Source organism: Candidatus Enterococcus avicola (assembly GCF_047470845.1).
Classification (GTDB): domain Bacteria; phylum Bacillota; class Bacilli; order Lactobacillales; family Enterococcaceae; genus Enterococcus_D; species Enterococcus_D casseliflavus.
Map to the genome: position 1 here is coordinate 25,418 of NZ_JBLGTY010000027.1, position 10,037 is coordinate 35,454.

At 43.1% G+C, this 10,037-nt stretch carries 6 protein-coding genes; 3 read left to right on the top strand and 3 right to left on the bottom strand.

The window, feature by feature from the left end:
- Nucleotides 1-151 precede the first annotated feature (151 nt).
- From ligA to ACI3E5_RS15795, 3 genes are all read right to left on the bottom strand, one after another.
- Nucleotides 152-2,182 carry an NAD-dependent DNA ligase LigA gene (gene ligA / locus ACI3E5_RS15785; protein ID WP_081117063.1) on the bottom strand — a complete coding sequence of 677 codons (2,031 nt, stop codon included), beginning with the start codon at nucleotides 2,180-2,182 and terminating at the stop codon, nucleotides 152-154.
- Nucleotides 2,183-2,195: 13 nt separating this feature from the next.
- The gene (pcrA, locus tag ACI3E5_RS15790; protein ID WP_005225975.1) at nucleotides 2,196-4,439 is read right to left on the bottom strand and encodes a DNA helicase PcrA; all 2,244 of its coding nucleotides are present in this window, start codon (nucleotides 4,437-4,439) and stop codon (nucleotides 2,196-2,198) included.
- Between the two features lie 211 nt (nucleotides 4,440-4,650).
- Entirely contained in the window at nucleotides 4,651-6,117 is a 1,467-nt protein-coding gene (locus ACI3E5_RS15795; RefSeq protein ID WP_194185322.1) for an alpha-amylase, read from the bottom strand.
- A gap of 205 nt (nucleotides 6,118-6,322) precedes the next feature.
- On the opposite strand from ACI3E5_RS15795, the gene ACI3E5_RS15800 reads away from it, so the two are divergent.
- From ACI3E5_RS15800 to ACI3E5_RS15810, 3 genes are read left to right on the top strand one after another with little or no spacing between them, the layout of a single operon-like run.
- Nucleotides 6,323-7,078 (top strand): DeoR/GlpR family DNA-binding transcription regulator, encoded by a 756-nt coding sequence (locus ACI3E5_RS15800; RefSeq protein WP_159160620.1) that lies wholly within the window; start codon nucleotides 6,323-6,325, stop codon nucleotides 7,076-7,078.
- Complete coding sequence (pfkB, locus tag ACI3E5_RS15805) at nucleotides 7,075-7,992, top strand: 1-phosphofructokinase (protein WP_015509619.1); 918 nt, start codon at nucleotides 7,075-7,077, stop codon at nucleotides 7,990-7,992. Before ACI3E5_RS15800 ends, pfkB begins: the two co-directional genes overlap by 4 nt.
- Before the next feature lie 13 nt (nucleotides 7,993-8,005).
- The gene (locus ACI3E5_RS15810) at nucleotides 8,006-9,931 is read left to right on the top strand and encodes a PTS fructose transporter subunit IIABC (RefSeq protein ID WP_194185321.1); all 1,926 of its coding nucleotides are present in this window, start codon (nucleotides 8,006-8,008) and stop codon (nucleotides 9,929-9,931) included.
- Nucleotides 9,932-10,037 lie beyond the last annotated feature (106 nt).

The window sequence follows — 10,037 nt, forward strand, 5'->3', positions numbered from 1 at the left end:
TTTTAACAAATCATGAAATAGAATTTGAAAATTATCAAATATAATTGTAAATAAAAGCAGAAATCATTTCTTTCCTCGTAGTGCAGGGAAGAAATGATTTCAATTAGACAAGAAAAAACAACTGCTTCTCGTCTGTGACAATGCTTAAAGGTTATTGATCTGCCGAATGACTGCCTTCGATCGCAGCCACCATTTGAGCTTCATCCCAAACGGTGACACCTAGGGATTGTGCTTTGGTCAGTTTGCTGCCAGCTTCTTCCCCAGCAACAACGATATCGGTCTTTTTCGATACACTGCCTGTTACCTTCCCACCGAGATTTTCAATTCGTTCCTTGGCTTCTTCACGAGTGAAGTGACTTAATTTTCCTGTTAAAACGACGGTTTTCTCTTTAAATGGTGATTCGACGTCTTCCAACTGTTCATTTCTAAGCCCCAAATAAGCAAAGTTGACACCCGCTCTTTCAAGTTCATCTAACAGGTCGTGAACTTCTTGATTGTCAAAATACGTGACGACACTTTCAGCAATCGTTGCGCCGATAGCTTCTAGCGAAATGATTTCTTCTTCCTTGGCTTTGCTGAGCGCCCGCAGATCACCGAAATGTTCTGCTAAAATCCGAGCCGCTTTCGCACCGACATGACGGATGCCTAGCCCAAAAATCAAACGTTCAACCGAATTTCCTTTACTTTGATGAATCGCCCGCAACAGGTTATTGGCTGATTTCTCTTTGATTTTATCAAGGGTCAACAATTGTTCTTCTGTTAAAAAGTACAAGTCGGCCACATCTTTAACTAAGGATTTATCGAACATTTGCTCTAAAACACGGGGCCCTAAACCGTCAATGTTCATAGCATTCCGTGAAACGAAATGGCTGAGTCCTTCTTTGATCTGTGCTGGACACTTTGGATTGATACAACGCAAGGCAACTTCTTCATCTAAATGGATCAGCTCACTCCCACATTCGGGACAATGTGTAGGCGATTCAAAGGGTTGACTTGCTTCTGTTCGTTTTTCTTCCAAGACTTTCGCAACCTCTGGAATAATGTCCCCCGCCTTATAGATGATGACCGAATCGCCAATGCGGATGTCTTTCATTTTAATGAAATCTACATTATGGAGACTGGCACGGCTGACCGTCGTTCCAGCAACACGAACAGGGGTCATAACAGCGGTCGGTGTCACAACACCCGTCCGTCCCACGGTCCATTCGATCGTTTCAATCACTGTTTCCGCTTCTTCCGGTGGAAACTTATATGCTGCCGCCCATCGGGGTGCTTTTACGGTAAAGCCTAGCGCATCTTGATCTTTGAAATTATTGACTTTGATGACTACGCCGTCAATCTCATAGGGAAGCTCACTGCGCTTGTCATGAAACTCTTCGATATATGCCCAAACCTCATCGATGGTGTGACACACTCTGCGTTCGTGATTTGTACGAAAGCCTAATTGATCCAGTTCATTCAATGCTGAAAATTGATCATTGGCTTCAATTGGTCCAAAGTCAGCTAGTGTGTACAAGAAGGTGCTTAAGTTTCTTTGGGCTGCGATCCGTGTGTCTAATTGTCGCAAGCTTCCAGCCGCTGCGTTTCTAGGATTGGCAAAAACTTCCGCCCCTTCTTCTTCTCGCTGTTGATTCAATTTCAAAAACGAAGCCTTTGGCATATAGCATTCGCCACGAACTTCCAACGAGATCGGTTCTTTTAATTTCAGTGGAATCGATTTGACGGTCTTTAGGTTTTCTGTAATGTTTTCACCTACCGTACCATCTCCTCGAGTTGCTCCACGAACAAAGCGCCCTTCTTCATATTTCAAGGAAATTGACAATCCATCGATCTTTAACTCGCAGACATAATCTACCGCTTTCCCCAGTGCTTTTTGAACACGGGCATCAAAAGCCACGATTCCTTCTTTGTCAAAGACATCGTTCAGGCTATACAGCGGAATATCATGCGTGACCTTTTCAAAGCCAGGTAAAATGATACCGCCTACTCGTTGGGTGGGTGAGTCTTCGGTTACTAGCTGCGGATAATTGGTTTCAATTTCAACCAGTTCTGCATATAGCTGATCATAGAGATAATCTTCCACGGAAGGCTGATCTTTTACATAGTATTCGTAAGCATACTGATTTAATTGTGTGCGCAGCTCTTCTGCTCGTGATTGGATTTCTTTTGAAGGGACATCCATCCTAATATCCTCCTTATTTTTCAACTTTTTCAATCGGCGCAAAGGCCGCCAACAATCGTTTGACGCCTTGTTGTGGGAACGCCACATCTAATTCAACATCTTGCGCGCTGCCAGTCGTCCGAACGACGGTACCGATTCCCCATTTTTTATGTTGAACTTTCTCGCCTACTTGCCAAGTATTACCAGCTGCAGAAGTCTGTTGTTTAGAAGCGACGGTCGTTTGACGCGGTTGTGTATAGCTCGGTTTGAACACTTTTGGTTGAAACGGTGCAGCAGCTTTCGGCTGTGAACGCTCGCCTAATGATTGCAGCAGATCTTGTTCGATCTCTTCGATAAACCGAGACGGACGATTGTATTGGGTCCGACCGTATAATGTTCTGGAAAAAGCGTTGGTCATAAAGAGCTCTTCCTCGGCACGAGTGATTCCCACGTAAGCAAGGCGCCGTTCTTCTTCGAGCTCGCTTTCTTCCATTAAGGCACGAGAAAGCGGGAAGATATTTTCTTCCAACCCAATCAAAAATACCACTGGAAACTCTAGTCCTTTTGCAGCATGCAAGGTCATCAAAGTCACTTGACTACTTTCTTCTTCATAACTATCGACGTCTGACAATAAAGCTAAGTCATTTAAGAAAACACTCAACTTCTCATCTGGTGCATCTGCATCGTCTTCGTTTTGCGCCTCAAATCGTTTGTCGAATTCTTGGGTAACCGATAAAAATTCTTCCAAGTTTTCAAGTCTAGCTTGTGCTTCTAAATTATTCTGGTTGACTAACTCTTGACGATAACCCGTTTTTTCTAATATTTCTTTCGTCAGTTCGGTTACTGATAGGTAAGGAACCATCTGGGCGAAGCCATCCATCATCATCCCAAAGCTCCCTAATTCTTTGCCAGCCTTTCCAGAAATATTCGCTAACTCGACGTTCATGGCTGCTTCTAACAATGACCATTCATGAAGATTCGCAAACGCTCGTAGTTTCTCGACGGATGTCGCACCGATCCCACGTTTTGGTACATTGATGATACGCTCTAAGCTGATGGAATCTCGCGGATTGGCGATCGCCGATAAATAGGCCAAAATATCACGGATTTCTTTGCGGTCATAGAATTTTCTGCCGCCGACCATCGTATAAGGAACGTTGGCTTTTAAAAGCATTTCTTCAATGATCCGTGACTGGGCATTGGTCCGATACAATATCGCAAAATCACCGAATTTACGGTTCTTTTCTGCAATTTGTTTTTGCATTTCACTGACGATAAATCGCGCTTCATCTCGTTCACTATCCCCGCGATAATAAGTGATCTTTTCCCCATCATGATTTTCTGTCCACAGATTTTTATCTGGACGGTTGCGGTTATTTTTGATTACTTGGTTTGCCGCATTTAAAATCGTTTGCGTTGAACGATAGTTTTGCTCTAACAAAATCGTTGCGGCATCTGGATAGTCCTTTTCAAAGTCTAAAATATTTTGCATGTTGGCACCACGCCAACCGTAAATACTTTGGTCCGCATCCCCGACAACACAAAGATTTCGAAAACGAGCGGCCAATAAATTGACCAGCGTGTATTGGGCGTGATTGGTATCTTGGTATTCGTCGACATGGATATAGTGGAATTTCCGTTGATAAAATTGCAGCGCATCTTCATTGTCTTGGAAGAGGCGGATCGTATTCATGATTAAATCATCGAAGTCCATGCATTGATTGTTTCGCAGCTCTTTTTGATATTTTTCATAGCAACGACCTACGATCTGCTCAAATAGACTACCTTCCATGGCTTGGTAAGCTTCAGGTGTCAACAGCTCGTTCTTTGCATGAGAGATCGTTCCCAAAATAGAACGAGGATCATATTTTTTGGGATCGATATTCAATTCTTTTAATACCCGTTTCATCAGTGTATTTTGCTCAGAAGAGTCAATGATGGTAAAATTCTTCGAATAGCCAATACGATCAACGTCCCTGCGCAAGATTCTGACACACATCGAGTGGAAGGTTGAAACCCAAACGTCTTCTCCACCCGATCCTAATAGTTGACTGACCCGTTCCTTCATTTCACGTGCCGCTTTATTGGTAAATGTGATGGCTAAAATATTCCATGGATTCACATTTTTTTCTTCTATTAAATAGGCGATTCGGTGGGTTAGGACACGGGTCTTCCCGCTTCCTGCACCTGCCATCAGCAGCAACGGTCCTTCCGTATGCATAACGGCTTCTTTTTGCCGTGGGTTCATGCGTTCAAGTAATTCACTTTTGGATGACATGATTTTAAACATCCTTTCTTTCTCAATCTTCTCAATTATAGCATTATCCGGGAAAGGGGAAAACCGAACGCTTTGAAAACTTTTAATTAAAAGCGCTTTGATTTTTTCCCTTACGATTCATGCGATTTTTCAAGAGAAAGCAGGCTTGGTTTGTTTACATAATAAAAAGGCTGTAAACCTACCAGCCTTTTTATTCGTTTGAAGATTTTGGTTAACTAAAGTACTTCTCTACTAGTTTTTCATTTACATAAATCGAGACTTGCCCATCATTGACCGGGAAAACACCTTTTCCGGTATCATCTAAAACAACTTTCGCTTCATTATTTCTCAATATATCCACGAATGTCTCTCCACCATGGATCGCACTGATAGTCATTTCTTTTTCCGCTCCTTGGGCATTGGTCATCACGACCGCTAATCCAGAAAGCTCATGTTCATAATCGCCAGTTAATACCCAGCCAATGCAATTAGGATCATCGAAATAATCGACTTGATTCCCGAATGCAAGCTTCTCCCGAAGTTTCAGCATATGGACCAGCGCATCCCCGACAGGGGCGATTTCTTGCGCGGGAATCCCAAATAAATCCCCCCAGAAAACTACTGGTACGCCAGCTTTACGTAAAAGGATCAATGAATAGGCATGGACTTTGAACCATCCGTCTATCCAAGATTGTAAACTTTGCCCAACCTGCGTGTCATGATTATCCACAAAAGTCACTGCATAATCTTCGCGAGCGGCGGTCAACGTACCTGCAAAAATTTGGCTCATATCGTATTCGCCATTTGAGTGAGATGCTTCATATAAATTGTAGTGCAATGGCACATCAAATAAATAAATCAAATTTCCTGAAGAATCTAAATACTCTTCTAATTTTGGCAGATCCCCTGACCAATATTCTCCGACAACAAATAGTGGTTTGCCTTTTTCCTCGCGTCGGTTTAAGATCCAATCCGCGTAATAGTTGAACTCAATGTGTTTGACCGCATCTAGTCGATACCCGTCAACGGCGGTCAGTTCTTGGTACCATTGGCCCCATTTATTGAGTTGTTCCACTGTTTCGGGATTTTCCATGTCCAAATCACAACCCATTAAGTAGTCGTAATTGCCCATCTCATCATCCACTTGGTTTTCCCAGCCCTTATCAGCGAAGTTAAAAATCCCGTGGTCTTTGTTGCGGTCATCATAATCGACACCAGAAAAATTATGCCACGTCCAAACGTAATCATTGTACGTCCCCTGACGTCCTGGGAATGTGAACTTGGTCCAAGCTTCGATTTCTTCCTCATCACTGATCGGTTCATTACGGTTTTCGGTATTGTATTTAACCGCTGGAACGACTTCTTTTTCATCGGCACCAATCAAGTGATTGAAAACGATGTCGGCATAAACCTCTATTCCTTGTTCTTGCAGTGCTTTGATGGCTTCTAGGTATTCATCCTTTGTCCCATATTTTGTTGGCACCGACCCCTTTTGATCGAATTCGCCTAGATCATAATAATCATAGACACCATACCCAACGTCTTCGGACCCAGCTGTCCCTTTATAGGCAGGCGGCAGCCAAATTGCGGTAAATCCATACTCTTTGATTTCTTTACTCATTTCTTTCAATTTGTTCCAGTGCTGGCTATCTGCCGGCAGGTCCCATTCGAACCCTTGTAAAATGACTTTGTTATTCATTTATTTACCCCCCCTTACTTCAATTAAGCCAAATAATAGTAAAAATTGTCAAATATAAGGATAGCTATTAAATCAAAATGAAGGTTATCATGACCGTTTATGACCGATTCCATTTATTCACGCTTTCATTTTGAATGTTTTTTACTGTTTATGATTGATTTTGAACGAATCATATGGTATCATGGCAGGTGAAGAGGTGATGAAAATGCTTACAGAAGAGCGTCATCAAGCGATTTTGGCACGATTGGAACAAGAAGAGATCGTTAAGGTCAGTGAACTGATTCAACTGTTGGATGCTTCAGAATCAACGATCCGTCGAGACCTGCAAGAGTTGGAAGACAAAGGATTTTTAGTCAGAATTCACGGTGGAGCCAAGAAAAGTCAGCAATTAGGCTTCGAACCAAACATGTCAGAAAAAACGGCGAAGTTTCAAACGGAAAAGCAAAAGATAGCAAGAACAGCTGCCCAGACGATCAAAAATGGTGAAGTCATTTACTTAGATGCTGGAACAACGACCCTCGAAATGATTCCTTTCCTATCGGCTATCACAGGCCTTAAGGTGGTCACGAACTCCGTCAAACACGCTTCCCTATTGATCGATCACGGGATCGACACCATGATTTTAGGGGGAACCATTAAGATATCGACGAACGCTGTGTTAGGGATCAATGCTGGTGAACAACTGCGAAAACTACGCTTTAATCGTTGCTTTATGGGCATGAACGGGGCTCATTCTGAGGCTGGATTCACAACACCTGATCCTGAAGAAGCCCTGATCAAGCAGATCGCTTTAGAGCACAGTCAACAAGCCTATGTCTTGCTAGACCATTCCAAATTTCAGCAAACGACTTTTGCTCAAGTTGCCTTTATCGAAGGTGCGACGATCATCACCGATTATTGCCCAAAAAACTATTTAGCGAAATTCAGAGCAAAAACAACCATTATGGAGGTAATACAATGATTTACACAGTAACACTCAATCCATCGATCGACTTTATCGTCCATGTCGATCATTTGGAAATCGGCGCCCTTAATCGAATGAAACAAGACTTTAAACTACCTGGCGGCAAAGGAATCAATGTCTCACGGATTTTGAAACGCATCGGCATCGCCTCGACTGCCCTTGGTTTCGTTGGCGGATTTACTGGTCGTTTTATTGAAGAGTGGCTGACCAAAGAGGAAATCAACAGCAACTTTACCCAAGTCGCTGCGGACACACGAATCAATATCAAACTAAAATCCGGCGAAGAAACAGAAATCAACGGCCTTGGTCCAGTCATTCGCCAGCAAGAAATTGCTGAATTGAAACACCAATTAGCCACTCTTTCTGCCGAAGACATCGTCATCCTATCAGGAAGTAAACCAGCTGGTCTTCCAACCGACTTTTATAAAGAATTGATCAAAATCGTTAAAGAAGCGGGTGCGGAATTTGTTATTGATACGACCGGCGCGGAACTTTTTGATGCTTTATCCGATCAGCCTTTGCTGATCAAACCAAATAATCATGAATTAGCCGAACTTTATGAAACTTCTTTTTCAACAATCGAAGATATTTTGCCTTATGGTCAAAGAATGCTAAAGGATGGCGCTAAAAATGTCATTGTCTCTCTAGGCGGCGATGGCGCCCTGCTCTTTACTGGCAATGAGATCTATCGATCCAATGTGTTGAAACGACCTTTGAAAAATTCAGTCGGCGCTGGAGATTCCATGATTGCTGGATTCATTGGGCGTTATGCAAAGACCAAAGATGTGGTTGAAGCATTCAAATGGGGAGTCGCTTGTGGCAGTGCCACTGCGTTTTCAGATGATTTAGCTGAGGCGTCATTTATCGAAGAATTACTACCGGAAGTCATAATTGAACAAGTGAATCTATAGGAGGATGGAAAAAATGAAAATCAATGAGTTGATGCTGAAAGATGCCATGATTATGGACTTACAAGCAACAGACAAAAAAGGTGCCATTGATGAAATGGTAGCAAAATTATATGCTGTCGGACGAATTTCAGATATCGAGGTCTACAAAGAAGGAATTCTTGCCCGAGAAGCTCAAACATCAACAGGGCTAGGTGACGGCATCGCAATGCCTCATGCCAAAAACAGTGCGGTCAAAGAAGCGACGGTCTTATTCGCAAAAAGTAATGCGGGTGTTGACTATGAGGCGTTAGATGGACAACCAACGTACCTCTTCTTTATGATCGCAGCACCAGAAGGAGCAAATGATACTCATTTACAAGCATTAGCAGCGCTATCTCGCTTGTTGATCGATCCAGACTTCGTTGCTAAATTAAAAACAGCGACGACTGCTGATCAAGTACAGCAACTTTTCTCAGAAGCTGAGGCACAGCAAGAAGCCGATGCTTTAGCAGAAAAAGCGGCAAACCAAGAAGCAGCACCCGCTAGCGAACGTCCCTATATCGTCGCAGTTACAGCTTGCCCGACAGGAATCGCCCATACCTACATGGCAGAAGATGCTTTGAAAAAGAAAGCCAAAGAGCTGGGTGTTGACATCAAAGTCGAAACAAATGGTTCAGAAGGAATCAAAAATCGTCTAACAGAAGCTGATATCGCCCGAGCTACTGGTGTAATCGTAGCTGCTGATAAAAAAGTAGAAATGGATCGCTTTGACGGCAAACATTTAGTAAACCGTCCTGTCAGTGATGGTATCCGTAAAACCGAGCAATTAATCAATGAAGCAATGAGCGGTACTGCTCCTGTTTTTCATGGTAGCGGCCAAGCTTCTGATAAAGAGGACACTTCTGCTGATGGTTCAGTCGGTCAACGAATCTATAAAGATTTGATGAATGGTGTTTCTCATATGCTGCCATTTGTTATTGCCGGTGGAATCATGATCGCTATTTCCTTCATGGTGGACCAGTTCATGGGTGTCCCTCAAGATGCCTTGAGCCAATTAGGAAACTACAACCAAGCAGCTTCTTGGTTCAATCAAATCGGTAGCGCGGCATTTGGTTTTATGCTACCTGTCTTAGCTGGATTTATCGCTTCAAGTATCAGTGACCGACCTGGATTGATAGTCGGTTTTGCAGCAGGTGCGTTAGCAAATACAGGTGGTGCTGGTTTCTTAGGTGCCTTGATCGGCGGTTTCTTAGCTGGTTACGTCATCAAGTTCTTACGTTCATTATTCAAAGGCTTACCAAAATCATTAGAAGGAATCAAAACGATCCTCTTCTACCCTGTTTTCGGCCTATTGATCACTGGCTTCTTGATGTTACTGATCAACGTGCCAATGAAAGCTATCAACGACGGTTTGAACAGCTTCTTGACTGGCTTAAGTGGTACCAACGCAGCTTTACTTGGCGCTTTGTTAGCAGCGATGATGGCAGCCGATCTAGGCGGCCCAATCAACAAAGCCGCTTATGTTTTTGGTACTGCAACATTGGCAACGACCGTTGCTGAAGGTGGTAGCGTCGTGATGGCATCTGTAATGGCGGGCGGAATGGTTCCTCCATTAGCAATCTTTGTCGCAACGTTATTGTTCAAAAATAAATTTACAAAAGACCAAAAAGAAGCAGGTTTGACAAATATCGTCATGGGGCTGTCCTTCGTCACAGAAGGTGCGATTCCATTTGCAGCAGCAGATCCACTGCGAGCGATCCCAAGCTTTATCGTCGGTTCTGCCCTGACTGGTGCACTTGTCGGTGCCTTTGATATCCAATTGATGGCGCCACATGGTGGGATCTTCGTTGTCCTATTATTATCTAAACCAATTTTGTTCTTGCTATTCATCTTGATCGGTGCGATCGTTTCTGGCGTCGTATTCGGTTTGTTGAAAAAAGCGCCTGAGCAAACAGCTTAATTGAAAAGACCCACAAGATCCTCGTGATCTTTGTAGTGACCCCAAAAAGTTAGACTTTTATGGAGTGGAGAAATCCACTCCTTTTTTGTACGATAAAATTAACTGT

Excerpts from the sequence above, each read along its gene's own strand:
- pfkB (WP_015509619.1), top strand. The coding sequence starts at position 7,075 with ATGATTTACACAGTAACACTCAATCCATCGATCGACTTTATCGTCCAT.
- ligA (WP_081117063.1), bottom strand. The coding sequence starts at position 2,182 with ATGGATGTCCCTTCAAAAGAAATCCAATCACGAGCAGAAGAGCTGCGC.
- ACI3E5_RS15810 (WP_194185321.1), top strand. The coding sequence starts at position 8,006 with ATGAAAATCAATGAGTTGATGCTGAAAGATGCCATGATTATGGACTTA.
- ACI3E5_RS15795 (WP_194185322.1), bottom strand. The coding sequence starts at position 6,117 with ATGAATAACAAAGTCATTTTACAAGGGTTCGAATGGGACCTGCCGGCA.
- pcrA (WP_005225975.1), bottom strand. The coding sequence starts at position 4,439 with ATGTCATCCAAAAGTGAATTACTTGAACGCATGAACCCACGGCAAAAA.
- ACI3E5_RS15800 (WP_159160620.1), top strand. The coding sequence starts at position 6,323 with ATGCTTACAGAAGAGCGTCATCAAGCGATTTTGGCACGATTGGAACAA.